This window comes from Stutzerimonas stutzeri, assembly GCF_002890895.1.
Classification (GTDB): Bacteria; Pseudomonadota; Gammaproteobacteria; order Pseudomonadales; family Pseudomonadaceae; genus Stutzerimonas; species Stutzerimonas stutzeri_AB.
The window spans coordinates 117,150-139,476 of the sequence record NZ_POUL01000007.1; the positions used below are offsets into that span (position 1 = coordinate 117,150).

The window sequence follows — 22,327 nt, forward strand, 5'->3', positions numbered from 1 at the left end:
CGCCGCGAGCGATGACTAGGCAAGGCGAGAGGCCGAGCGCAGCCGTTTTCACAGGGTCTGGCTCAGGGTTTGAGAACGACCTTGATGCAGCCGTCATGCTTGTCGCGGAAGGTCTTGTACATCTCCGGACCCTGCTCGAGGCTGACGCTGTGTGTAATGACGAACGAGGGGTCGATCTGGCCTTCCTGAATGCGCTTGAGCAGATCATCGGTCCAGCGGTTGACGTGGGTCTGCCCCATGCGGAAGGTCAGGCCCTTGTTCATCGCCGCGCCAAAGGGGATCTTGTCGATCAGGCCGCCGTAGACGCCAGGAATGGAGAGAATGCCGGCCGGGCGGCAGACATAGATCATTTCGCGCAGCACGTGCGGCCGGTCACTCTCCATCATCAGCGCCTGCTTGGCGCGGTCGTACATGGAGTCGATGGAGCGCGCGGCGTGTGCCTCCATGCCCACCGAATCGATGCATTTCTCCGGCCCCTTGCCGCGGGTCAGCTCCTTGAGCCGCTCGAGCACGCTTTCTTCGTCGAAATTGATGGTGATGGCGCCACCGGCACGGGCCATCGACAGCCGCTCGGGCACGTTGTCGATGCTGATGACCTGTTCGGCGCCCATCATGATCGCGCTGCGGATGGCGAACTGGCCGACCGGCCCGGCGCCCCAGACGGCCACGGTGTCGGTGGGCTGAATGTCACACTGAGCCGCAGCCTGCCAGCCAGTGGGCAGGATGTCGCCGAGGAATAGCACCTGCTCGTCGGTCATGCCATCGGGCACCACGACGGGGCCGACATCGGCATAGGGTACGCGGACGAATTCGGCCTGGCCGCCGGCATAGCCACCGGTGAGGTGGGTGTATCCGTACAGCCCCGCGGTGGTATGGCCGAACACCTTGTCGGCCACGTCCTTGTTGCGGTTGGTGCGCTCGCACACCGAGAAATTGCCGCGCCGGCACTGGTCGCACTCGCCACAGACGATGGTGAAGGGCACTACCACGCGGTCGCCGACCTTGAGCTTCTTGTTCGCCGAGCCAACCTCCATCACCTCGCCCATGAACTCGTGACCCATGATGTCGCCGTGCTGCATGCCGGGCATGAAACCGTCATACAGGTGCAAGTCGGAGCCGCAAATGGCACAGGACGACACCTTGATGATGGCGTCGCGGGGGTCTTCAATCGACGGGTCGGGTACGTGGTTGTCGCAGCGAATATCGTGCTTGCCGTGCCAGCGAAGGGCTCTCATTGGAAAAATCTCCTGCTTCGGTGTTCGAAAACGCCGCCGTGGTGGTTCTTCCTGATGATTTCGCCGCGATGCGGCAGCTGCTCCTGACCCGACTGCTGCCATGCGGCAGGGTATACGGCGTGCGTGCTATCAGATTTTTAGTAAGCACGATGGCGGCAGAGTTGCGGCAGATGACAACGAACCGGGCGAATCGCCGACGGACTGTCATGCGCGGTTCTGAGCCAAAGACGACGTCGAGGCCGTTTTGTTGCGCCGGGTTGAGGCTGATTCGCCGACCGTCGCCCCGCCGCCTTTGCCCTTGCCGAGAGCGAGCTGCCTCCTACTGAAAACATGAACGACGCCTCTGGCTGTTGTAGGAGCGAGCTTGCTCGCGAACCAAGGTGAATGACGCCGCTCGGCGCGGGCTTATCGCCGCGCCACCACGCCCAGTGCTGCTATCGATCAGCCCTTGCCGGGGCGAATGGAGGCGTAGCCGTTGCGATAGCTGGAATATTGCGGCACCCACCCAAGCGCACGGGCGCGGGCGTTACTGCACCGTTTGCTGCCGGCGCGACGGGTCATCGTCTGTTCGGACCATTGGGTGACACCCAGCCGCTCGCGCAACCAGTCGACCACTTCGTGAAGGGGAGCCGGGTCGTCATCCACGCCGAGGTAGCAATCCTCCAGATCGCCACCGGCCAGATCGGTCTGCAGCAGACAGGCGAGCAATGCGGCCGCATCGTCACGATGAATGCGGTTGCTGTATTGCGGCGGATCGCGCTCGACCCGCAGACCCGAGCGCACCTGGTTCTGCATCCACGGCCGCACCGGGTCATACAGCCCGGCCATGCGCACCCGCGTCGCCGGATAGCCGCATTCCAGCGCCAGCTGTTCCGCTTCAAGCATGACCTGGCCGGTGTAACCGGTGGGCTCGGTGGCCGAAGTCTCATCGATCCACTCGCCCCCGTTCTGCGCATAGACACCGGTGCTGGAAACAAAGAAAACGCGCTTCGGTCGCTGGCCACGCTGCTCCAGCCAGCCAAGCGCATGGCGCAGGCCCTCGACGTAGGCCTGCCGATAACCGGGCTCGTCGTGCTGGTTGGCCGAGGCGGCATAAACAAGATAGTCCAGCTTACCGTTGGGCCAGCCACGCGGCACCTCGCTCGAGGCGAGGTCACCACGGACCGGCAGGATCGGTACCGGCAGGCTCGCCGCCTGACGACGCAGACCGTACACCGTCCAGCCCGCGCGGCTCAGCTGCAGGCCGAGGCGAATACCGACATCGCCGCAGCCGGCGATCATTACAGAGGGTCGAGTTGCCATGGCGGTTGCTCCATAACCGATGCGGACCATCGATTCGGCCCGCCTTTCATGAGTGTACTGCTGTCAGCAGGATTCACGCTGATCACTTAATAAGGGAACGGCTGCTGGCCAGTTGGTTCGAACACGAGCAAAGGCTATGCTAGCCCGCACTCTGATGGAATAACCCTATGACTCTGACCGAACTGCGCTACATCGTCACGCTCGCCCAGGAATCCCACTTCGGCCGTGCTGCCGAACGTTGCCACGTCAGCCAGCCCACCTTGTCGGTGGGCGTGAAGAAGCTCGAAGACGAGCTTGGCGTCCTGATTTTCGAGCGGACCAAAAGCGCGGTTAGGCTGACGCCAGTTGGCGAAGGCATCGTCACCCAGGCGCAGAAGGTGCTGGAGCAGGCGCAGAGCATTCGCGAGCTGGCTCAGGCCGGCAAGAATCAGTTGGCCGCGCCGCTCAAGGTCGGCGCCATCTATACCGTCGGCCCTTACATGTTCCCGCACCTGATCCCGCAGCTGCACCGCGTGGCGCCGGACATGCCCCTGTACATCGAAGAGAACTTCACCCATATCCTGCGCGACAAGCTACGCACCGGCGAGCTGGACGCGATCATCATCGCGCTGCCGTTCCAGGAAGCTGATGTGCTGACCCTGCCGCTGTATGACGAGCCCTTCTATGTGCTGATGCCTGCCGGGCATCCGTGGACGAAGAAGGAAACCATCGACAGCGAGATGCTCAACGACAAGAGCCTGCTGCTGCTGGGTGAAGGTCATTGCTTCCGCGATCAGGTGCTCGAAGCCTGCCCGACCACGCGCAAGGGCGAGGCACCGAGCCACACCACGGTGGAATCCTCGTCGCTGGAAACCATCCGCCACATGGTCGCCTCCGGGCTGGGCGTGTCGATCCTGCCCTTGTCGGCGGTCGACAGCCACCACTACTCCCCTGGCGTGCTGGACATCCGTCCGCTGACGCCGCCGGTGCCGTTCCGCACGGTGGCCATCGCCTGGCGCGCCAGCTTCCCCCGCCCACGGGCGATTGAGGTGCTGGCCGATTCGATCCGTCTGTGCTCGGTGGCGAAACCGCCTGCCGACAAAGCCTGACGCGATGAGCGAGCTGGCGGCAGTCCCGGTGACTGCAATCAAGGGCGTCGGCGCAGCCCTGGCCGAAAAGCTCGCCAAGGTCGGCCTGGAAACCCTGCAGGACCTGCTGTTCCACCTGCCCCTGCGCTACCAGGACCGTACCCGCATCGTGCCCATCGGCGCGCTGCGGCCCGGACAGGATGCCGTAGTCGAAGGCACCGTCACCGGCGCCGATGTGGTGATGGGCCGGCGCCGTAGTCTGCTGGTGCGCCTGCACGATGGCAGCGGCAGCCTCAGCCTGCGCTTCTACCACTTCAGCCAGGCGCAGAAGGAAGCCCTCAAGCGCGGCACCCAGGTGCGCTGTTATGGCGAGGCCCGACCAGGTGCGTCGGGGCTGGAGATCTACCATCCCGAATACCGTGCGCTCACGGACAGCGAGCCCGTAGCGGTCGAGCAGACGCTGACGCCAATCTATCCGACCACCGAAGGCCTGACCCAGCAGCGCCTGCGCCAACTCACCGCGCAGGCCCTGGCTCGGCTCGGTCCGCACAGCCTGCCCGATTGGTTACCCGAAGAGCTGACCCGTGATTACCGCCTGGCCAAACTGGACGAGGCGATTCGCTACCTGCACCGGCCCCCGCCGGATGCCGATCTGGAAGAGCTTGCCGAAGGCCGCCACTGGGCGCAGCACCGTCTGGCGTTCGAAGAGCTGCTGACGCACCAGCTTTCGATGCAACGCCTGCGCGAAAGCAGCCGCGCTCAGCACGCGCCGCCCTTGCCGGCTGCCCGCGACCTGCCGCAGCGTTACCTGCAAAACCTGGGTTTTCAACCCACCGGCGCACAGCAGCGGGTCGGTGCCGAGATCGCCTACGACCTCGCTCAGGACCAGCCCATGTTGCGCCTGGTACAGGGCGACGTCGGTGCCGGCAAGACGGTGGTAGCGGCCCTCGCCGCCTTGCAAGCGCTTGAGGCGGGCTATCAGGTCGCCTTGATGGCGCCGACGGAAATTCTCGCCGAGCAGCACTGCATCACCTTCTGCAAATGGCTCGAGCCGCTCGGCATCGAAGTCGCCTGGCTGGCCGGCAAACTCAAGGGAAAGGCCCGTGCGGCGGCGCTGGAGCGCATAGCCGCCGGTTGCCCGATGGTGGTCGGCACCCACGCGCTGTTTCAGGAGGAGGTGCAGTTTCGTCGCCTGGCGCTGGTGATCATCGACGAGCAACACCGTTTCGGCGTGCAGCAGCGGCTGGCGCTGCGGCGCAAGGGCGTCGAAGGACGGCTCTGCCCGCACCAGCTGATCATGACCGCGACGCCCATTCCGCGGACGCTGGCGATGAGCGCCTATGCCGATCTGGACACCTCGATCTTGGACGAGCTGCCGCCCGGTCGCACGCCGGTCAATACCGTGCTGGTCGCTGACAGCCGCCGGCTGGAAGTCATCGAGCGGGTGCGCTCGGCCTGCAATGAAGGCCGCCAGGCCTATTGGGTCTGTACCCTGATCGAGGAGTCCGAGGAGCTGACCTGTCAGGCGGCGGAAACCACTTTTGAAGACCTGTCCGCCGCGCTCGGCAATCTGAACGTCGGGCTGATCCACGGTCGCATGAAGCCGACCGAAAAAGCAGCGGTGATGGCCGAGTTCAAGGAAGGGCGCTTGCAGCTGCTGGTCGCCACCACCGTGATCGAAGTGGGCGTCGACGTGCCCAACTCAAGCCTGATGATCATCGAAAATCCCGAGCGCCTTGGACTCGCGCAACTGCATCAGCTGCGCGGGCGGGTCGGTCGTGGCAGCGCGGCCAGTCATTGCGTGCTGCTCTATCACCCGCCACTGTCGCAGATCGGCCGTGAGCGCCTCGCGATCATGCGCGAGACCTGCGACGGCTTCATCATTGCGGAAAAGGATCTGGAATTGCGCGGCCCGGGCGAAATGCTCGGCACCCGTCAGACCGGCCTGCTGCAATTCAAGGTCGCCGACCTGATGCGTGATGCCGATCTGCTGCCTGCCGTGCGCGATGCAGCGCACGCTTTGTTGGAACGCTGGCCCCAGCATGTAAGCCCCTTGCTAGAGCGCTGGCTGCGTCATGGCCAGCAATACGGTCAAGTTTAACGCTCGTCGGTAAACCCTAACCGCACTAAGCATGAGGCTATACTGCGCCGCATGGGAATAAGACGGATCATGCTCATGAACTCGGCTGTTGATACTACTACTTCAGTTACGCCACCCGCGCTTATCGTCCAGCTTCTGGACAAGCTGGCGCTACCCTACCGTACATGTGACGACAGCCCTGAGCTGAACCCCGCACAGCGCATACAAGCGGTACTGGTCGACGATGCCATCGGTGCGTTGCTGGTGCTTTTCCCGCGCGACCATCTTCTTGATCTTTCCCGCGTGGGGGAGCTCACCGGCCGTCAGCTGCTGGCGGTCAAGCCGGATCGGCTGACCCGCATGCTTTCCAAGCACAGCCTGCAGGTTCTGCCAGGCCTGCCGCCGCTGACCAGTTCACCCTGCCTGTATGAAGAGCGCCTGCTGCAGCAACCTGCGCTGTTCATCGACAGCGGGCATCCCGGCCTGCTGCTGGAAATGGCCAGCCACGATTTCAAACAGTTGCTCAGCAAAGCCAGCGCCGGCCAGTTCGCCGTTCCATTGAGCACCATCCAGCCCAACCTCGACCGTCCGGAAGAGGACCGCGAGGAAATTACCAAGGCGGTGCAAAGCTTCACTGCCCGACGCATTCAGAAGCGGCTGGAAGAAACCATCGAGATTCCCCCGCTGGCGCAAACCGCACAGAAGATCATCAAGCTGCGAGTAGACCCTGAGGCCTCCGTGGATGACATCACAGGCGTGGTCGAGACCGACCCGGCGTTGGCCGCACAAGTGGTCAGCTGGGCCGCTTCGCCCTACTACGCCGCGCCCGGCAAGATCCGCTCGGTGGAAGACGCCATTGTCCGGGTGCTCGGTTTTGACCTGGTGATCAACCTGGCGCTCGGCCTGGCACTGGGCAAGAGCCTGAGCCTGCCCAAGGACCAGCCGCAGCAAGCCACGCCCTACTGGCAACAGTCGATCTATACCGCGGCGGTCATCGAAGGGCTGAATCGCGCGATTCCGCGGACTCAACGACCGGAGGCAGGCATCAGCTATCTGGCCGGGTTGCTGCACAACTTCGGTTATCTGGTGCTTGCGCACGTCTTTCCGCCGCATTTCTCGCTGATCTGTCGACATCTGGAGGTCAACCCGCACCTGAGCCACAGCGTGATTGAACAGCACCTGCTGGGCATTACCCGTGAGCAGATCGGTGCCTGGCTGATGCGCTACTGGGGGATGCCTGACGAGTTGTCGACAGCGCTGCGCTTCCAGCATGACCCGCACTATCAGGGCGAGCACGCCGGGCATGCCAACCTGGTCTGCCTGGCCGTTCAGCTGTTGCGTAACCGCGGCATCGGGTCCGGTCCCTACAGCGAGGTTCCGCAGGAACTCTTCGATCGCCTCGGGCTGAGCCGTGAGAAGGCAAACGACGTGGTCAACAAGGTACTCGACGCCGAAGCGGCACTACGCGCCTTGGCTACGCAGATTCATCCAGCGCCCTGAGCCCTGGCCAACAGCGCCTTTCCGGGCGCTGCCGGCCGCAGGCCTCGCCTATCGCTTCCGTTGCAAGGCGACCTAGCCTTCCGCACGGAAGCTCACCCGCGCATCCACCAGCCCCTCCCCGACCTGACTGATACTGACTTCGGCGAGGCTCGCACCTGCCGCCTGTAGCTCATCGAACCAACGCAACAGCGCGCCATAGGATGCCCCCGGCAGCGTGACCTGCAGGCTGCCATCATTGCCGAAGTCGAAGCTCTCGATGGTCAGGCCGCTCTGCTGGGCACTTTGCGTCACCAACCCTTGCAACTGATCGGGCGCCAATGACACCGGGTTGCTGCGTGACATCTGCCGCGCCAGCTCGGTGTTTTGCTGGAGATAGGCGTGCAGCTCTCGCTCCTGCTGGAAGTACGCCTGCGCGTCGCGCACGCGCTGCTGAGCGGGCGCCCAAAGCAACAGGTAGAACAGCACCACCAGCAGAAATGCGCCCAGTAAGGTAAGCGACAGGCGCTCGCGGGGTTGCAGGCGTTGCCAGCGCAGCCACAGGGGCGACTCGGCCAGGCGCACGCGCATCTGTTCTCTAAGGTTCATCCTCGGCCTCCAATCACCACACGCGCGCTGACAGCATCGCCGTCACGACTGGCCGAACCCAGCTGGACGCTCTCTCCGGTTTGTCCCAGGCGCTGACGCAGCTGCTCGAGCGCGGCAAAATCGCTGGCGCGCACCTGCAGCGCGAGATCACCCCGGGCCTGGTTGAAATCAAGCTGCCCGATCGACACCGGAATACCCTCGGCCAACGCCAGCGCCACTTCATTCAGCAAGCGCATGAACTCGGCCGAAGCACCGGCGCTCTGGCCTATATGTTCGTCGAACTGCGCGCGCAGATTGACGATACGTCGGTCCTCGGGAAACAGCTCGGTGTACAGTACCCGACTCGCCTCGGCATAGCGCTCGGCCTGGCTTTCTAGTGTCCAGGCCTGAACCAGGTTGAACACCAGCTGCACGGCCAACACCAGCGCCAGCACGATCATTACCGGCTTCCATTGGCCCAGCCCGCTGCCCGCTGCCTGAATGGCGAAGTCACCCTGCGCAAGATTGAGCGCAGCGGCACGCCCCGACGCGAGAAAACGATAGGGCTCGTCAAGTTGCTGGTAGTCGTCCAGCGGAGCCGACCCCACATCCAGGGTTCCGTGCCCATGATGTGGCGCGGGACACTGACCGACCAGATGTGGCCATTGCGTGCTCTCGAAGGCCAGCCGGGCTTCCGGGCTGCCACCGAGTAGTGCGCGGTCTTCGATGAACAGCAGCTGGGTGCCGTCACGTGGCAGCAAGTCGGCATCGACGTGGATCGCGACGATGGTCAGGCCCAGCGTCTTGAGATCCTGCAGCCAGTCGGCCAGCAGTTGTCGGCGGATGGCAATGACCCGCCGCCGCCCGTCTTCGAGCGCATCGCCATGTGTCAGGTGCAGATCATCGACGTTCTCGGCCAGCAGCTCCTCCACCGCGTAGGCCAGCGCCTGATTGACCCAGCGCGCTTTGCGCGTCGGCAGGTTGACTGCGAACGCACTGCACACCTCGGCCGGCAGCACCAGTGTCACCGCCGCCGACGATCGTTCGATGACCTTCGCCAACGGCATCCAACCATCGTTGCCTTCGCCCGGCAGCCAGTAGACGCGTGTGTCGCGGTCGATCCGGGGGCCGCAGTCAGCGGGCAGAAACAGGCAGTCCATCGGCTAGCGATCTCCGTCGTTGGTTGATCGGGGCAGTCGTGGCGGCTGTCCCAGATTGCGTTGCAGCACCCGGACATCGCCGTCGTCCTCACGCCGCAATCGGCTCACCAGAGCCAGGCGGCGGTCCGCCAGGCGCACTTCGCTGATGGCCTGAAAGAATTGACTGGTCACCGCGAGATTGGTGCTTTGAAGTTGGACACCGCTGAGCGCCGGTTGCGCCATGAAACTGGCCGTGTCACGAAACGGCGCAGCCTGACGTGTCTGCACCAGCGATTCGGCGGCGCTGAGACTGAGGCTGTCGGCAAGGCTGGACAACACCAGGGCACTGGCCGTGTTGACGTTGAGCGGTGTATCCGCCGGCAGCGCCGTGACGTAGGGAGCCAGCCGTTGAAAATCCTCGTCACGCATGCCGAGCAGCAAGCGCAGTTCGGAGAGGTCTTCCAGCCGCCGGCCCGCCGTGCGATAGGGCGGGTCGAGCAGCAGATAGTCGTTGTCCTCTGCACCAAACTCCCCGCTGGGCTGCTGGTCGCTGTCGAGCCAGTCCACCAGTCGCTCGCCATAGGGCTCGGTGATCTGCAGGCGCAGCAGCAACCGGCGAAACTGGGCAAGCGCTGCCGCGTTGGGTTGCTGCTCCTGCACCAGGCTGTTGAGGTTGAAGCGCCCGGCCAGGTCCTCGATCCGTACCTGAACCTGCCCCTGGCCTTCATCGAGATCATAGGCTGGTTGCGGCAGCGCCCAGGCTTCGAGCAGATGGTCCACTGCCGGTTGCCCAGTGCCCTCGCCAGACAGCTGCAGATCGCGGCGTAGCAGGGTCTGCGCCAGCGCCTCGCCACCCAGTGCGTAGTGCCAGGCCTGGCGCGCCTGCAGCTGGTTGCCGGTGCCCCGGATCGACAACTGCTGACGCGCAATCATTCCGGCGCAGATCACCGTGACGATGGCGACCACCAGCAGCACCGTGATGAGCGCAACGCCGCGCTGCGCTTTCATTGCATTTCTCCCACGCCGCCAGGCTCCGGCACGCCCTGGGAGTCGGGCTGGATGAATTGCGGTGCCGGGGTCGGACCGTCCGGCAACCGCAGCAGGCGGGTGATGGTGTCGTAACGCTGGTGATCGACGGAGACCTCCACGGCCAGTGGCAACCGCCTCGCCTGTTCCTCTGGATTACCACGTCCGAATTCGAACGGAGGCCATTCCTCGTGCCAGGTGTTCTCCGCGTCCAGATAGCGCAGCCGCAGCGCCTGCACGTTATCGAGCACGGGCTGCACCCGTGCCTCACTGTCCACATCGCGGTCGAGCACGACCCAGTAGACCCGTTCCAGCGTGTCGCCAGCCAGCCGCCAGCGCACCCGCTGCAGGTTGGCCCGGCGCATACCGGTGGGGTTACGCCAGCCGCTGCGGGTCAGCTCCAGCGATACGCCGTCCGCAGCGCCGGCCATCTGGCCGACGAAAGCATTCTGCTCGTCGCCGTAGCCATCGCGCACCGGTCGCGGCATGGCCTGAATCAGGTCGCGCTCCAGACTCCACATCGCGCGCCCCAGCTCTCGCAGCTGGACTTCCTGTGCGCGGACCACTTCGTCGCTGCGCATCACCGCTTCGAGCATGCGGTAGGTGGCCAGGCCCAGCAGTGCGAACAGGGCGATGGCAATCAGCAGCTCAAGCAGCGTGAAACCCGCCATGGCGCTACGCGTGCGGATGCTCATGGGTCGACGCCAACGAAGCCTGTGAGGCTGGTCACCGCGCGCTCTTCGACAGGGCCGGCCGCGCCACCGCGCCGCTGCTCTGCGGCCGCGACCCAGACGCGGATGCGCAGAAGACCGGGCGTACCGCTGGTTTCCACTTCGCTCAGGGTCTGCCATTGGCGCCCACCAAACTCCAGGCGGGTATCTTCCCGGCCAACGCCCGGTGCCGGTTGTTGCAGCTGCAGCTCGGTGAGGCGGTTATCGGCGATCCAGCCGGCCAGGGTCAGCGCTTCCAGTCGCCCGGCATTGCTCACGCTGCGGCCGGCCGCCGTCAACACCACCGCCGCGACAATGGCAAATATCGCCAACGCCACCAGCACCTCAAGCAGGGTGAAACCGCTCGAACGCGCCGGGGAGGGGTTCATCGACGCTGCTCCAACGGTTCAGCACGCGGCATCCGGAAGCCATCGCTGGACACCGTCCAGCGGCTCCCTCCGGGACGCTGGTCAGACAGGGTCAGGGTGAACGGGGACAGCTCGCCACTGGAGAGAATCAGCAGCTGCGGCTGCACGCGGGGGGCACGCCGCCGCTCACGGTCTTCGTCATCGGACAGGCCCGCCGGGTCATCCTCGCGCTTGACCGGGGCGACCAGTTGCAGCGGCGTGCCGTCCAGCTCCAGCTCCAAGCGCATCCACTCCGGCGCCTGGTGCGCTTCACGATCGCCAACGTCGCGCCAACGCGCATCGGCTTCGTCGTAGCTCATCGCCCGATAACCGTCCCGGTCGAACAGCAGGCCGTATTCGCGGCTATCGAGGACGGCTTCGTCGGCCATCAGGCTGATGAGGGTGGCTACGCGTTGCGCTTCGTCGCGGATCTCACGCGATGAGCTGGTGTTACTTGTCGACAGCACGGCCAGGCCCACCAGGCCGCCGAGGATGACGATCACCACCAGCAGCTCGATCAGCGTGAAGCCGCCTTCCCGGCGCGCCTGGGGCATGGATCAGAGGTCCCAGTTACCGATATCCGCGTTCAGCTCGGAGCCGCCCTGCTTGCCGTCGGCACCATAGGAGTACAGGTCGTACTGGCCCTGAGTGCCGGGCGACAGGTATTGGTATTCGTTACCCCATGGATCCTTCGGCACGCGCTTGAGGTAGCCGTCGCGGTTCCAGTTCTTCGGCTGCGGATTGCCGCCCGGCTTCTCCACCAGCGCATCCAGCCCCTGTTGGGTGCTGGGATAGGCATAGTTATCCAGCTTGTACATGTCGAGGGCGGCGCCAATTGCCTTGATATCGCCCTTGGCCACGGTGACCTTGGCCTGGTCCGGGCGGTTCATCACCTGCGGCACCACCAGCGCGGCAAGAATCCCCAGGATCACCACCACGACCATGATTTCGATAAGGGTGAAGCCACCCTGTTTGCGACTGTTCAACGTCATTCTCACTAGCCCACCAGTTGATTGAGAGAAAGGATCGGCAGCAGGATCGCCAGCACGATTACCAATACCACAGCCCCCATGAACACCAGCATGAAGGGCTCGAAAAGTCCCACCATCAGGGAGATTTGCGCGGCCAGGTCGTTTTCCTGGTTACGTGCGGTGCGCGCCAGCATCTGGTCCAGCTCGCCGGATTTCTCGCCGCTGGCGATCATGTGCAGCATCATCGGCGGAAACTCGCCCGTCGCATCCAGCGCGCGGGTCAGGCTGCCGCCTTCGCGCACGCGCTGCGCCGCCTCGATAACTTTGTCACGAATGCGCAGGTTGGCGATCACCGCCGCGGCGATCCCCAGCGCATCTACCAGCGGCACGCCGCTGCGCGTAAGGATCGCCAGCGTCGAGGCGAAGCGCGCGGTGTTGGTCGCCCGGGCCAGCCGCCCCACCAGCGGAATCCGAAGGATGAAGGCATGCCAGCGGCGCTTGATCTTCTCATCACGCAGCGCCTGCCGCATGGCCAGGGCGGCGGCCACGATGCCAATGAGCATCAGCCAACCCCAGTTCTGCACCACTTCGCTCACCGCGATCAGCCCGGTGGTCAGGGCCGGCAGTTCCTGGCCTGTATTGACGAACACTTTCACCACATCCGGCACCACATAACCCAGCAGCAACACCACGATGGCCAGCGAGGCCACCAGCAGGATCACCGGGTACAGCAGCGCCAGTTGAATCTTCTGCCGCGACTGCTGGCGCTGGTCGGTGTAATCGGCCAGCTGATCGAGCACCAGCCCGAGGTGACCAGCATGTTCGCCCGCCGCGACGGTGGCGCGGTAAAGCTCGGGGAACGCCGAGGGATATTCACGCAGCGACCCCGCCAGGCTGTGCCCTTCCATCACCCGCGCCCGGACGGCCAGCAGCATCGACTTGATCTTCTGGGACGACGACTGTGCCGCCGCCGCACGCAACGCTTCCTCGATAGGCAACGCCGCCTGCACCAGGGTCGCCAGCTGCCGGGTCACCAGCGCCAGGTCTCGCGCCGACAGCCCGCGGCCAAAGGCGAAGCCGCCCCCGCCAGTGTCCTCCTTGGCCTTGGCCTGCTTGACGTCCAGTGGCGACCATTGCTTCTCGCGCAACAGCTGCCGCGCCTGACGTGCGCTGTCCGCCTCAATCAGGCCCTTCTGCTCGCGACCCCGGGGGTCGAGGGCGATGTATTCGAAAGCTGCCATCAGCGCTCAGCCGTTGCAGTCAGGCGCGGCTGTGTGCAGCCGTCCGGGCAAAAGCGCCTCGGGGAGGTCGCCTGCCCAACGCCGCCGTGGGCACTGGGGATGTATTCAGAGCTGATCATGGCCTGGGCTGCGGTCCTCCTGCCGGTCTGCTCATGCGCTTATTCCTCGCGCGTCACGCGCAACACTTCTTCGATGGTGGTCACGCCCTCTCGTACCTTACGCAGACCGTCATCGCGGATGCTCGGGCCCAGACGGCGAGCATGGCGAACCATGTCCTGCTCGGCGGCGCGGGTGTGGATCATGCTGCGCAGGGTGTCGTCGAACAGCACCAGTTCGTAGATGCCGGTCCGCCCACGGTAGCCCAGCTGGCGACAAACGTCGCAGCCTTCGGCGTGGTAAAGCGTCGGGGCTTCGCTCGGGTCGAGACCGAACAGCGCGCACTCGGCCTCGTCGGCGACATAGGCGCGTTTGCAGTCATTACACAGCACCCGGACAAGGCGTTGGGCCAGTACGCCAAGCAGCGACGAGGATATCAGGAACGGTTCGACGCCCATGTCCACCAGGCGCGTGACCGCACCGATGGCGCTGTTGGTGTGCAGCGTCGAGAGCACCAGATGACCGGTGAGCGAAGCCTGCACGGCCATGTCGGCGGTTTCCTGGTCGCGGATCTCGCCGACCATCACCACGTCCGGGTCCTGGCGCAAAATGGCGCGCAGGCCGCGGGCAAAGGTCATGTCGACCTTGGTGTTGACCTGGGTCTGGCCGATGCCCTCGAGGTTGTATTCGATCGGGTCCTCGACGGTGAGGATGTTGCGCGTACGGTCATTGAGCGTGACCAGACTGGCGTACAGCGTGGTGGTCTTACCCGAGCCGGTCGGGCCGGTGACGAGAATGATCCCGTGCGGCTTTTGCACGGCCTGCTCCATGACCTTGCGATCACGGTCGCTCATGCCCAGATGGCGGAGTGTGAGCCGGCCGGCCTGCTTGTCCAGCAGACGCAGTACAACCCGCTCGCCGTTGGCCGAAGGCAGCGTCGAGACCCGGATGTCCACCTCACGGCCACCGACGCGCAGGGAGATGCGGCCATCCTGCGGGATGCGTTTCTCGGCGATGTCGAGCCGCGCCATGACCTTGATCCGCGACACCAGCAGCGCCGCCAGCTCGCGTTTGGGCTGCACCACTTCGCGCAGAATACCGTCGATGCGAAAGCGGATGATCAAACGCTTTTCGAAGGTTTCGACGTGGATATCGGAGGCATTCTCCTTGATTGCCTCGCCCAGAATGGCATTGATCAGGCGAATGATCGGGGCGTCATCCTCCTGTTCCAGCAGATCCTCGGTTTCCTGGATCTGATCAGCCAGGCTGTGCAGGTCCATATCATCGCCGAGGCCTTCAACCATCTGCATCGCAGCGGAGGAGTCGTGCTGATAGGCCTCACTCAGGGCCTGCTCGAATTCATCCTGCGCCAGCCATTGCATCGCCAACGGACCACCGGCGACACGCTGGGCCTCCTGCACAGCGGTCAGCGGCGCACCTTCACGGGCGCACAAACGCAGGCCCTCCGGGCGCTCCAGCAGAAGCACGCCGTGGCGGCGAGCGAAAGCGAACGGCAGCCGCCTGGGCTGCGATTCCTCCATCAGGATCATTTCATTCACGTCTAGATCGGCCATGTGAATTTCTCATGAGTAATGCGATCGAACGTCGTCGGCATTCCGAAGCCAGCGCAACCAAATGCATTGGACTACAGGGAATCCATGACATTACAGGCACTGATCCGATTTTTTTTGCACATGCGCCGCGCCGACCGGCACCAAGGTCGCATACAGACAAGCCCGCCGACGAATACAACGTCTATGGTCCGTCATTCATGATTGCGCCGCGCATAACCGAGTACAGAACCTTAGACGAAGGTCGAACCCAATACCGACGCAGCCTGCAGCGATACAAAGCAACCTAATGGTCACGGCGTGAACGAACATCCGCCGTTGCGTTCAGATTAAAACAGTTGTTTGATTTCCATAGCCCTTGCAGAATGCCGCGCCGCAGCAGGCAAACCGGCAAGTGCAGGGGCCCGTTAGCCGATTCACACCCAGCCGCCATCCGCAGTGGCCGGGCGAAAAGTAACGCCAGCGTTGCGATAGCCGGGTTACCGCGCAGCACGCTGGTTACGATCAAGCAGGAGAACAAGAACAATGCACATTGGTGTTCCTCTCGAAACCAGGCCCGGTGAAACGCGCGTTGCCGCGACACCGGAAACCATCAAGAAGCTGATCGGGCAAGGGCATCGGGTGACGGTGCAGAGCGGAGCTGGCGTACAGGCCAGTGTTCCGGACAGTGCCTTCGAAGCGGCAGGCGCAACCATCGCCGATGCCGCTGCGGCGTTCGCAGCAGAGATCCTGCTGAAGGTGAACGCACCGAGCGAAACCGAACTGGCGCAGATGCAGCCAGGCACGGTCTTGGTCGGCATGCTCAATCCCTTCGACAATGAAAACATCGCACGCATGGCCGAACGCGGGATCACCGCCTTCGCCCTGGAAGCCGCGCCGCGCACCTCGCGCGCGCAAAGCCTCGACGTGCTCTCCTCGCAGGCCAACATCGCCGGCTACAAGGCGGTGATGGTTGCCGCCAACCAGTACCCGCGCTTCATGCCGATGCTGATGACCGCCGCCGGTACGGTGAAAGCCGCACGGGTGCTGATCCTCGGTGCCGGTGTAGCGGGTCTGCAGGCCATTGCCACGGCCAAGCGCCTGGGCGCGGTCATCGAAGCCTCGGACGTACGTCCGGCGGTGAAGGAGCAGATCGAATCGCTCGGCGCCAAGTTCGTTGATGTGCCCTGCGAGACCGACGAAGAGCGCGAATGCGCCGAAGGTGTTGGCGGCTATGCCCGGCCGATGCCGGCCAGCTGGATGGCGCGTCAGGCGCAGGCCGTGCACGAACGTGCCAAGCAAGCTGACATCATCATCACCACTGCGCTGATTCCGGGCCGCAAGGCGCCGACGCTGTTGCAGGAAGAAACCGTGCAGCAGATGAAGCCCGGCTCGGTGGTGATCGACCTCGCCGCCTCTCAGGGCGGTAACTGTCCATTGACCGAAGCCGATCAGGTGGTGGTCAAGCACGGCGTGACCCTGGTTGGCTACACCAACCTGGCGACGCACGTGCCGGCGGATGCCTCGGCGCTATACGCACGCAACCTGCTGGACTTCCTCAAGCTGGTGATCGATGGCGAAGCCAAGTTCCAGCTCAATCTCGAAGACGACATCGTCGCCGCGTGCCTGATGTGCCGCGACGGCCAGGTCGTGCGCACCAACGGTTAAGGGAGCCCGAAAGAATGGACCTGATATCTGATGGCATCTACAACCTGATCATCTTTGTGCTGGCGATCTACGTCGGCTACCACGTGGTCTGGAACGTCACCCCCGCGCTGCACACGCCGCTGATGGCAGTCACCAACGCCATCTCGGCGATCGTCATCGTCGGCGCCATGCTCGCTGCCGCCCTGACTGTCACCCCGATGGGCAAACTGATGGGAACCCTGGCGGTGACCCTGGCCGCGGTCAACGTCTTCGGTGGCTTCCTCGTCACTCGCCGCATGCTGGAAATGTTCAAGAAGAAGGAGCGCGCTGGCGCCAAGGCGGAGGTCAAGCCATGAGCATGAATCTGATCACCCTGCTCTACCTCGTCGCTTCGGTGAGTTTCATCCAGGCATTGAAAGGCCTGTCGCACCCCACCACTTCGCGCCGCGGCAACCTGTTCGGCATGATCGGCATGGGTATCGCCGTGGTCACCACGGTGTTCCTGGTCTTCAAGCTCGGCGGCCAACTGGTCGAGAGCGCCAGCCCCTGGAGCGGTCTGGGCTTCATCGTCCTCGGTCTGCTGATCGGCGGCACCATCGGTACGCTGATGGCCAAGCGCGTCGAGATGACCAAGATGCCCGAGCTGGTCGCCTTCATGCACAGCATGATCGGCCTGGCCGCGGTGTTCATTGCCATCGCCGCCGTGCTCGAGCCGCAGTCGCTAGGCATCGTCCAGGCCATCGGCTACCCGATTCCGGCCGGTAACCGCCTGGAGCTGTTCCTCGGTGCAGCCATCGGCGCCATCACCTTCTCCGGCTCGGTGATTGCCTTTGGCAAGCTGTCGGGCAAGTACAAGTTCCGCCTGTTCCAGGGCGCGCCGGTGTCGTTCCCCAACCAGCACAAGATCAACCTCGCCGTTGGCGTGGCGATCCTGGTGCTGGGGCTGATCTACACCTTCAGCGGCAACTTCACCGCGTTCATGATTCTGGTGGCACTGGCCTTCGTGATTGGCGTGCTGATCATCATCCCCATCGGCGGCGCCGACATGCCGGTGGTGGTCTCGATGCTCAACAGCTACTCGGGCTGGGCGGCGGCCGGCATCGGCTTCTCGCTGAATAACTCGATGCTGATCATCGCCGGTTCGCTGGTGGGTTCGAGCGGCGCGATCCTCTCCTACATCATGTGCAAGGCGATGAACCGCTCGTTCTTCAACGTCATTCTCGGCGGCTTCGGTGGCGACGCGGATGCCGGCCCGGCGACGGGCAGCAAGGAACAGCGTCCGGTCAAATCCGGCTCCAGCGATGACGCCGCCTTCCTGCTATCGAACGCCGATACCGTGATCATCGTTCCCGGCTACGGCCTGGCGGTGGCCCGGGCACAGCACGCGCTGATGGAGCTGGCCGAGAAGCTGACGCACATGGGCGTGACCGTGAAGTATGCAATCCACCCTGTCGCCGGCCGTATGCCCGGGCACATGAACGTGCTGCTGGCCGAAGCCGAAGTGCCGTACGAGATGGTGTTCGAGATGGACGACATCAACTCCGAGTTCGGTCAGGCCGACGTGGTGCTGGTGCTCGGCGCCAACGACGTGGTCAACCCGGCGGCGAAGAACGATCCCAAGTCGCCCATCGCCGGCATGCCGATCCTCGAGGCGTACAAAGCCAAGACGGTCATCGTCAACAAGCGCTCCATGGCCAGCGGTTATGCGGGCCTCGATAACGAGCTGTTCTACATGGACAAGACCATGATGGTCTTCGGCGATGCCAAGAAGGTTGTCGAGGACATGGTCAAGGCCGTGGAATAAGCGACAGCCGCAACACCAGAACCCCTCCCGGCGCTGCCGCGAGGGGTTTTGTTTTTTACAATCATCAGCCAAACACTTAGGCGCCTGACGCACCGGTACAGTTGATCGGTCCGCACAACTGAACCGACACAATTCAGAGCTCCTGTGACTGTTACGCAACAGCCCGGCACGCGACTCTATCTGCCCATAACCCATCCCCGTTGATTGCGGGAAGGAGCGGCTCATGGAGCGCATACTGACTTGGCGGCGCACAGCTGCAACCGGCCTGCCACCGTTGCAACGAGTATTGCAACACCTTCGCCTGTGGCAACGACGCGTACGAACCCGCCGGCAACTGGCTGCGCTCGATGAGCGTCAGCTGGCCGACATTGGCATCAGCCAGAGTGAGCGGATGGAAGAGCTGGACAGGCCGTTCTGGCGCTGACATGGCGCTTTCCAGATGATGAAGGCGAGCCGTAAGCTGAACGGCATGCACGATCCGAAGGTCATAGCGGCTATCTGCGGCAAAATCGCGTCTAGCCTGGAGAACACCATGAACAAGTATCTGTTGTCAGTTGCCACCGCTGCCTGCCTGGTCGCGGGCACCGCGTCAGCCGGAAGCATCACCGGCACCATCGATGCCATCGGCGCCTCGCTGGTCAACACCGTCGAAGGCACCTCCGATATCACCTCGAACCTGGGCGACGACAAGCTGGTGCTCGACGCCAAAGACGACGCGGCGCGTTTCGTCGCCAGCAATGGCGAGGCGCGCGGCGCTCACCTGGAAGCGGCGCTGAAACACATCCGCACCCAGGCCCCAACCCTGCACGCCAGCGATCTGCAACTGGCCGGGGCGATTCTGGCGCTCTGATACGCACGACCGATTAAGCGCAGCGCTGGTCCTGGGGCTGGCGTTTCGCTAGCCTTGGCGGCTGTTTCTCTGGCTCCAGGATTTGCATGCGTTCGCTCTACCTAGCACTTGCCTGCTGCTTCTGCGGTGGCGCCCAGGCCTTCGACACCACCCTCGCTGGCACCGTCGCCTCCAGTTACGTTGCCAGCCAGGTGACCAGCGCCCCTTTCGACAACAAGCTGATACTCGACGCTCGCGACGATGCGGCCGGGTTCGTTGCGACTCAAGGACAGATCCGAGGCGCTCGCCTGGACGCTGCACTGCGCTGGCTGCGCGAGCGGCAACCGCAGCTACTGGCCGGTGACCTTGAACTGGCCGAGGCAATTCTCGTCCAACCATCGACCCCGCTCCCCCGAGACAGATCATGAACTTCAAGCTGATCGCCGCATCTTTCGCCCTGGCCCTTTTCGCCGGCGGTGTTCAGGCGCAGACGCTGGTGGCTACCAGCAATATCGTCGTCAACGCCTTGGACCGCAGCATCAACTTCACCTCCGACGTGACCAGCCGCATCAGCGACATGAAAGTTGTCGGCGAAGCCCGCGACGAGGCGGCCGGCTTTGTTGCCAGCGGCGGTGAAATACGCGGCGCGCGACTGGAAGCAGCCCTCGGTCGCTTACGTGATGCCTTCCCGGCAGCCCAGCAGGCCAGTGACCTCGCCTTGGCCGAAGCCATCCTCGCTCAGTGAAATCATCTCGGGCCCGGTGGCTGGGCGTTGCGCTCACCCTTGTCATGCCTTTCGCTAATCTGTGCCAGGCCGAGCTGCGCCTAGCGCTTGATAGTGCCGAGCTGCAACCGGCCGAACGCGCCGCCAGTCAGCAATTGCTGGACGAAGCGCTGGCCGCGTTGCCGCCGCGAATGCTCGAGCGTCTCGACCGAGATGTCCGCGTCCGCTGGCATGACGGACTGACCCACGATGTCTATGGCAGCGCCGGAGGCAACCTGCTGCTGCTCAACCGGCGCCTGCTGCCGACACTCACCGATGGCAGCGCAGCCGCTCAACGCACCGAGCGGCCGCACGGCACGGTGCGTCAGGAAATGCTGGCGACGCTTATTCACGAAGTGGCTCATCTCTATGACCGCGCCCAGCTCTGGTCGCCGGAAATCCATCGACAGCAGGCTTTCTGTGGACAGCGCGCCAGCAGTCTCGGCCTGGTCGGCTTGCCGGACAGCTGCCGCGGGCAGACCGAGCGCCGCTTCACCCTCAGCGACGACCCGCGCCTGCTCGATCTGGCCGGCTGGCCACAACGCGTTGGCCAGCGCGGCGCACGCGAACAAGACAATGCCCAGCAGGCACGCAGCCCCGATGCCTACGAGCTGAGCAGCCCGCTGGAATTCGTAGCGGTGAACCTGGAGTACTTTCTCCTCGACCCCCGCTACGCCTGCCGTCGCCCTTTGCTGCATCACTATTTCAGCCAGCATTTCGGCTGGCAGCCAGCCGGGGTCGAAGCCTGCAAAAGCGCCTTGCCGATCCTCAACGCCGGGCATGACTTCGCGCGCACCCCGCTGATCGAGCTCGACCCCGAGCGCGTCTACGCCGTTGACTATCTGTTCGCCGAGGCCAACGACGCATGGGTCAGCCGCTGGGGCCACAGCATGCTGCGCCTGGTGATCTGCGCGCCAGGCCGCCCGCGCGGGCCGGACTGCCGCCTGGATCTGGACCATCACCTGGTGCTGTCTTTTCGCGCATTCGTCGGCGATGTACAGCTGTCGAGCTGGGACGGACTCACTGGCGTCTATCCTTCTCGCCTGTTCGTCCTGCCGCTGGGCCAGGTGATTGATGAGTACACCAAGGTCGAACTGCGCAGCCTCGCCTCAATTCCCCTGAAGCTGCAGCGCGAGGAGATCGAAAACCTGGTGATACGCAGCGCCGAAATGCACTGGAGCTACGACGGCGACTATTACTTCCTGTCGAATAACTGCGCGGTCGAAACCCTCAAGCTGCTGCGCAGCGGTACCGCCCGCCCCGAACTCGCCGCCCTCGACAGCATCCTGCCCAGCGGGCTTCTGGAAATCCTGATCAATCGCGGCCTGGCCGACGCCAGCGTGCTCGATGACCCACATGAGGCATTGCGCCTGGGGTATCGCTTCGATTCCTACCGTGATCGTTACCAGGCCATGTTCGCCGTGCTTCGCGAACGCCTGGGTCTGCCGCAAACCGATGTGCAAGCCTGGCTGGAACTAAGCGCTGAAGCTCGACGCCCCTGGATCGAGCAGGCCGACCTGCGCGCCAGCGCGGCGCTGCTGTTGGTGGAGCAGGCCGCCTTGCGCCGGCACCTGCTACTTGCGCAGGAAGAGTTGAAAAACCGCTACCTGAGCGGCCGCCAACAGGGCGACCAGACGCTGAATAAGGCGGACGAGACCCTGCAGGGCATTCTCGCTAACAGCGGTTATCTGAGCCAGCCTGCGCAATTGCTCGACGGCAGCGGTTATGGTTTGCCGCAGGCCAGCGAATGGCATCGCTTGGAATCGGAGAGCAGCCAACGTCAGGCTCGCCTCAACCAGCTCACCGATGCGCTGAACGCCGAGGTGCGGCTGTTACTCGGCGAAGAGCGGCGGCTGGAGCTTGAGGGCGTCGAAGCCAACCTGGCGCAGATTGGCCAACATCTTCGCGAGCTGCACAGGGCCGGAGGCGGACTGCAGTTGCCTTGACACAACTCTCTGGCGACGCGCAACGCCCATGATCGCGAGCAAGAACTGGGTGCCACTAACCCGTATAAGAGCAGTGCGGCAGGGCGACATGACCATTGGGCGCGCCTGGAGCCGTGAGCGTTGGAGCAACCGCCCGCAGCGTACCGGCACTTTTCTCAAGGCGAAAAAAAACCTCGAACTTCGTTGGGGGAGGGGGAAGTTCGAGGTTTAAATCCGGAACGCCAGAGGCGTATCCAGAGATCTGCCAACACTTAACACAACAAGGAGCATCGAAGGGCTTTTACACCCTTCGTAGCCTATGACCGAGCTTTCTATCCATGAGTTCAATGCCGAACGGAAAATATTTCCATAACGGAGCGTAGCCGCTCTAAGACGGGGCATTTAGCCCAACGACAGTTTCGTCAAACGTTTTCGCCTGCACCCATAACGTGCAGCGCGAACGCCCTTCAG

General features: G+C 63.8%; 22 protein-coding genes. 11 read left to right on the forward strand and 11 right to left on the reverse strand.

Annotation, left to right across the window (positions count from 1 at the left end; translation table 11 throughout):
• Window positions 1-62: 62 nt before the first annotated feature.
• Both CXK96_RS14645 and CXK96_RS14650 read right to left on the reverse strand, forming a co-directional pair.
• On the reverse strand, window positions 63-1,235 hold the full coding sequence (locus CXK96_RS14645; protein ID WP_102837171.1) for a zinc-dependent alcohol dehydrogenase: 1,173 nt from the start codon (window positions 1,233-1,235) through the stop codon (window positions 63-65).
• Window positions 1,236-1,676: 441 nt separating this feature from the next.
• Window positions 1,677-2,537 carry an NAD(P)-dependent oxidoreductase gene (locus tag CXK96_RS14650; protein WP_102837172.1) on the reverse strand — a complete coding sequence of 287 codons (861 nt, stop codon included), beginning with the start codon at window positions 2,535-2,537 and terminating at the stop codon, window positions 1,677-1,679.
• Between the two features lie 167 nt (window positions 2,538-2,704).
• Between CXK96_RS14650 and CXK96_RS14655 the strand changes: the two genes are divergently transcribed.
• The 3 genes from CXK96_RS14655 to CXK96_RS14665 all read left to right on the forward strand — a co-directional run bounded on the left by CXK96_RS14655 (window position 2,705) and on the right by CXK96_RS14665 (window position 7,184).
• A complete protein-coding gene (locus CXK96_RS14655) occupies window positions 2,705-3,625 on the forward strand; it encodes a hydrogen peroxide-inducible genes activator (RefSeq protein ID WP_102837173.1) in 921 nt (306 codons plus the stop codon).
• Window positions 3,626-3,629: 4 nt separating this feature from the next.
• Window positions 3,630-5,705, forward strand: coding sequence for an ATP-dependent DNA helicase RecG (gene recG / locus CXK96_RS14660; RefSeq protein ID WP_102837174.1), 2,076 nt, complete (start codon window positions 3,630-3,632; stop codon window positions 5,703-5,705).
• Between the two features lie 75 nt (window positions 5,706-5,780).
• Window positions 5,781-7,184: an aminoacyl-tRNA deacylase and HDOD domain-containing protein gene (locus CXK96_RS14665; RefSeq protein WP_102837175.1), complete on the forward strand. Its 1,404-nt coding sequence runs from the start codon at window positions 5,781-5,783 to the stop codon at window positions 7,182-7,184.
• A 72-nt stretch (window positions 7,185-7,256) separates the two neighbouring features.
• On the opposite strand, the gene CXK96_RS14670 is transcribed toward CXK96_RS14665, so the two are convergent.
• From CXK96_RS14670 to gspE, 9 genes are all read right to left on the reverse strand, one after another.
• Window positions 7,257-7,769: a type II secretion system protein M gene (locus tag CXK96_RS14670; RefSeq protein ID WP_102837176.1), complete on the reverse strand. Its 513-nt coding sequence runs from the start codon at window positions 7,767-7,769 to the stop codon at window positions 7,257-7,259.
• Window positions 7,766-8,908, reverse strand: coding sequence for a type II secretion system protein GspL (gene gspL, locus CXK96_RS14675; RefSeq protein WP_102837177.1), 1,143 nt, complete (start codon window positions 8,906-8,908; stop codon window positions 7,766-7,768). The genes CXK96_RS14670 and gspL overlap by 4 nt, the downstream gene beginning before the upstream one ends.
• Window positions 8,909-8,911: 3 nt before the next feature.
• Window positions 8,912-9,895: a type II secretion system minor pseudopilin GspK gene (gene gspK, locus CXK96_RS14680; protein ID WP_102837178.1), complete on the reverse strand. Its 984-nt coding sequence runs from the start codon at window positions 9,893-9,895 to the stop codon at window positions 8,912-8,914.
• On the reverse strand, window positions 9,892-10,608 hold the full coding sequence (gspJ, locus tag CXK96_RS14685) for a type II secretion system minor pseudopilin GspJ (protein ID WP_102837179.1): 717 nt from the start codon (window positions 10,606-10,608) through the stop codon (window positions 9,892-9,894). Before gspJ ends, gspK begins: the two co-directional genes overlap by 4 nt.
• A complete protein-coding gene (gene gspI / locus CXK96_RS14690; protein WP_102837180.1) occupies window positions 10,605-11,012 on the reverse strand; it encodes a type II secretion system minor pseudopilin GspI in 408 nt (135 codons plus the stop codon). Before gspI ends, gspJ begins: the two co-directional genes overlap by 4 nt.
• A complete protein-coding gene (gene gspH / locus CXK96_RS14695) occupies window positions 11,009-11,584 on the reverse strand; it encodes a type II secretion system minor pseudopilin GspH (protein WP_102837181.1) in 576 nt (191 codons plus the stop codon). The genes gspI and gspH overlap by 4 nt, the downstream gene beginning before the upstream one ends.
• A 3-nt stretch (window positions 11,585-11,587) precedes the next feature.
• Window positions 11,588-12,022, reverse strand: coding sequence for a type II secretion system major pseudopilin GspG (gspG, locus tag CXK96_RS14700; protein WP_102837182.1), 435 nt, complete (start codon window positions 12,020-12,022; stop codon window positions 11,588-11,590).
• 5 nt (window positions 12,023-12,027) lie between these two features.
• On the reverse strand, window positions 12,028-13,242 hold the full coding sequence (gene xcpS / locus CXK96_RS14705) for a GspF family T2SS innner membrane protein variant XcpS (protein WP_102837183.1): 1,215 nt from the start codon (window positions 13,240-13,242) through the stop codon (window positions 12,028-12,030).
• A 158-nt stretch (window positions 13,243-13,400) separates the two neighbouring features.
• Window positions 13,401-14,912 (reverse strand): type II secretion system ATPase GspE, encoded by a 1,512-nt coding sequence (gene gspE / locus CXK96_RS14710; RefSeq protein WP_102837184.1) that lies wholly within the window; start codon window positions 14,910-14,912, stop codon window positions 13,401-13,403.
• 522 nt (window positions 14,913-15,434) lie between these two features.
• Between gspE and CXK96_RS14715 the strand changes: the two genes are divergently transcribed.
• The 8 genes from CXK96_RS14715 to CXK96_RS14750 all read left to right on the forward strand — a co-directional run bounded on the left by CXK96_RS14715 (window position 15,435) and on the right by CXK96_RS14750 (window position 21,877).
• Window positions 15,435-16,556: a Re/Si-specific NAD(P)(+) transhydrogenase subunit alpha gene (locus tag CXK96_RS14715; protein WP_102837185.1), complete on the forward strand. Its 1,122-nt coding sequence runs from the start codon at window positions 15,435-15,437 to the stop codon at window positions 16,554-16,556.
• A 14-nt stretch (window positions 16,557-16,570) separates the two neighbouring features.
• Complete coding sequence (locus CXK96_RS14720) at window positions 16,571-16,891, forward strand: NAD(P) transhydrogenase subunit alpha (RefSeq protein WP_102837186.1); 321 nt, start codon at window positions 16,571-16,573, stop codon at window positions 16,889-16,891.
• Complete coding sequence (locus CXK96_RS14725) at window positions 16,888-18,339, forward strand: NAD(P)(+) transhydrogenase (Re/Si-specific) subunit beta (protein ID WP_102837187.1); 1,452 nt, start codon at window positions 16,888-16,890, stop codon at window positions 18,337-18,339. The genes CXK96_RS14720 and CXK96_RS14725 overlap by 4 nt, the downstream gene beginning before the upstream one ends.
• Window positions 18,340-18,562: 223 nt before the next feature.
• Window positions 18,563-18,763, forward strand: coding sequence for a DUF1127 domain-containing protein (locus CXK96_RS14730; protein WP_102837188.1), 201 nt, complete (start codon window positions 18,563-18,565; stop codon window positions 18,761-18,763).
• A 108-nt stretch (window positions 18,764-18,871) separates the two neighbouring features.
• Window positions 18,872-19,189 (forward strand): DUF2388 domain-containing protein, encoded by a 318-nt coding sequence (locus tag CXK96_RS14735; RefSeq protein ID WP_102837259.1) that lies wholly within the window; start codon window positions 18,872-18,874, stop codon window positions 19,187-19,189.
• 86 nt (window positions 19,190-19,275) lie between these two features.
• Window positions 19,276-19,596, forward strand: coding sequence for a DUF2388 domain-containing protein (locus tag CXK96_RS14740; protein WP_102837189.1), 321 nt, complete (start codon window positions 19,276-19,278; stop codon window positions 19,594-19,596).
• Window positions 19,593-19,913 carry a DUF2388 domain-containing protein gene (locus tag CXK96_RS14745; RefSeq protein WP_102837190.1) on the forward strand — a complete coding sequence of 107 codons (321 nt, stop codon included), beginning with the start codon at window positions 19,593-19,595 and terminating at the stop codon, window positions 19,911-19,913. The genes CXK96_RS14740 and CXK96_RS14745 overlap by 4 nt, the downstream gene beginning before the upstream one ends.
• Before the next feature lie 44 nt (window positions 19,914-19,957).
• Entirely contained in the window at window positions 19,958-21,877 is a 1,920-nt protein-coding gene (locus CXK96_RS14750; RefSeq protein ID WP_102837191.1) for a DUF4105 domain-containing protein, read from the forward strand.
• The last annotated feature ends 450 nt before the right edge of the window (window positions 21,878-22,327 follow it).

Excerpts from the sequence above, each read along its gene's own strand:
- CXK96_RS14645 (WP_102837171.1), bottom strand. The coding sequence starts at position 1,235 with ATGAGAGCCCTTCGCTGGCACGGCAAGCACGATATTCGCTGCGACAAC.
- CXK96_RS14650 (WP_102837172.1), bottom strand. The coding sequence starts at position 2,537 with ATGGCAACTCGACCCTCTGTAATGATCGCCGGCTGCGGCGATGTCGGT.
- CXK96_RS14655 (WP_102837173.1), top strand. The coding sequence starts at position 2,705 with ATGACTCTGACCGAACTGCGCTACATCGTCACGCTCGCCCAGGAATCC.
- recG (WP_102837174.1), top strand. The coding sequence starts at position 3,630 with ATGAGCGAGCTGGCGGCAGTCCCGGTGACTGCAATCAAGGGCGTCGGC.
- CXK96_RS14665 (WP_102837175.1), top strand. The coding sequence starts at position 5,781 with ATGAACTCGGCTGTTGATACTACTACTTCAGTTACGCCACCCGCGCTT.
- CXK96_RS14670 (WP_102837176.1), bottom strand. The coding sequence starts at position 7,769 with ATGAACCTTAGAGAACAGATGCGCGTGCGCCTGGCCGAGTCGCCCCTG.
- gspL (WP_102837177.1), bottom strand. The coding sequence starts at position 8,908 with ATGGACTGCCTGTTTCTGCCCGCTGACTGCGGCCCCCGGATCGACCGC.
- gspK (WP_102837178.1), bottom strand. The coding sequence starts at position 9,895 with ATGAAAGCGCAGCGCGGCGTTGCGCTCATCACGGTGCTGCTGGTGGTC.
- gspJ (WP_102837179.1), bottom strand. The coding sequence starts at position 10,608 with ATGAGCATCCGCACGCGTAGCGCCATGGCGGGTTTCACGCTGCTTGAG.
- gspI (WP_102837180.1), bottom strand. The coding sequence starts at position 11,012 with ATGAACCCCTCCCCGGCGCGTTCGAGCGGTTTCACCCTGCTTGAGGTG.
- gspH (WP_102837181.1), bottom strand. The coding sequence starts at position 11,584 with ATGCCCCAGGCGCGCCGGGAAGGCGGCTTCACGCTGATCGAGCTGCTG.
- gspG (WP_102837182.1), bottom strand. The coding sequence starts at position 12,022 with ATGACGTTGAACAGTCGCAAACAGGGTGGCTTCACCCTTATCGAAATC.
- xcpS (WP_102837183.1), bottom strand. The coding sequence starts at position 13,242 with ATGGCAGCTTTCGAATACATCGCCCTCGACCCCCGGGGTCGCGAGCAG.
- gspE (WP_102837184.1), bottom strand. The coding sequence starts at position 14,912 with ATGGCCGATCTAGACGTGAATGAAATGATCCTGATGGAGGAATCGCAG.
- CXK96_RS14715 (WP_102837185.1), top strand. The coding sequence starts at position 15,435 with ATGCACATTGGTGTTCCTCTCGAAACCAGGCCCGGTGAAACGCGCGTT.
- CXK96_RS14720 (WP_102837186.1), top strand. The coding sequence starts at position 16,571 with ATGGACCTGATATCTGATGGCATCTACAACCTGATCATCTTTGTGCTG.
- CXK96_RS14725 (WP_102837187.1), top strand. The coding sequence starts at position 16,888 with ATGAGCATGAATCTGATCACCCTGCTCTACCTCGTCGCTTCGGTGAGT.
- CXK96_RS14730 (WP_102837188.1), top strand. The coding sequence starts at position 18,563 with ATGGAGCGCATACTGACTTGGCGGCGCACAGCTGCAACCGGCCTGCCA.
- CXK96_RS14735 (WP_102837259.1), top strand. The coding sequence starts at position 18,872 with ATGAACAAGTATCTGTTGTCAGTTGCCACCGCTGCCTGCCTGGTCGCG.
- CXK96_RS14740 (WP_102837189.1), top strand. The coding sequence starts at position 19,276 with ATGCGTTCGCTCTACCTAGCACTTGCCTGCTGCTTCTGCGGTGGCGCC.
- CXK96_RS14745 (WP_102837190.1), top strand. The coding sequence starts at position 19,593 with ATGAACTTCAAGCTGATCGCCGCATCTTTCGCCCTGGCCCTTTTCGCC.
- CXK96_RS14750 (WP_102837191.1), top strand. The coding sequence starts at position 19,958 with ATGCCTTTCGCTAATCTGTGCCAGGCCGAGCTGCGCCTAGCGCTTGAT.